The 407-nt window shown below is 45.2% G+C and carries 1 tRNA gene; it reads right to left on the bottom strand.

The annotated features are described in order from the left end of the window. Positions 1-214 precede the first annotated feature (214 nt). A tRNA-OTHER gene (locus tag AAY72_RS16720) sits at positions 215-285 on the bottom strand. Between the last annotated feature and the right edge of the window lie 122 nt (positions 286-407).

Here is a 407-nt window from a genome sequence, read left to right as displayed (position 1 = left end):
ATAAACGATTTGCCCTGTCTGCTGTTCGGCGTCAACTACATTGGCGCTTGTGCCTTCACTGCCGAACAGGCAGCTTAGAAATGCCGGTGGTAGCCGTAATTTATTATAGGCGCTTTTGTTCACAACGTACTCTGGATCTGGGGTTAGCGGTAGATAAGATCTAAGGGTATTAATTCGTGGAAGCTATTTTTGGAAACCAGAATAAAAATAAAGCAGCTAATGGCGGGGGTCGAACCCGCATAAACGATCATAACACCGCCGCTTTACCATTAAGAGTACACTAGCTGCCCCAGTAATATAGAATATGGCCAAAAAGAGTGCTACAGCTTTAGTGTAATAATTGAGGAGCTGTGTAACTTCGATGCATCTTTCGCATGCTCCGGGTTAGCTGAGGGATCCCCACAAAT

The organism is Alishewanella sp. WH16-1 (genome assembly GCF_001441695.1).
Taxonomy (GTDB): domain Bacteria; phylum Pseudomonadota; class Gammaproteobacteria; order Enterobacterales; family Alteromonadaceae; genus Alishewanella; species Alishewanella agri.
Note: the sequence above shows the minus strand (reverse complement) of the source record. Positions and strands in the feature narration are given on the sequence as shown.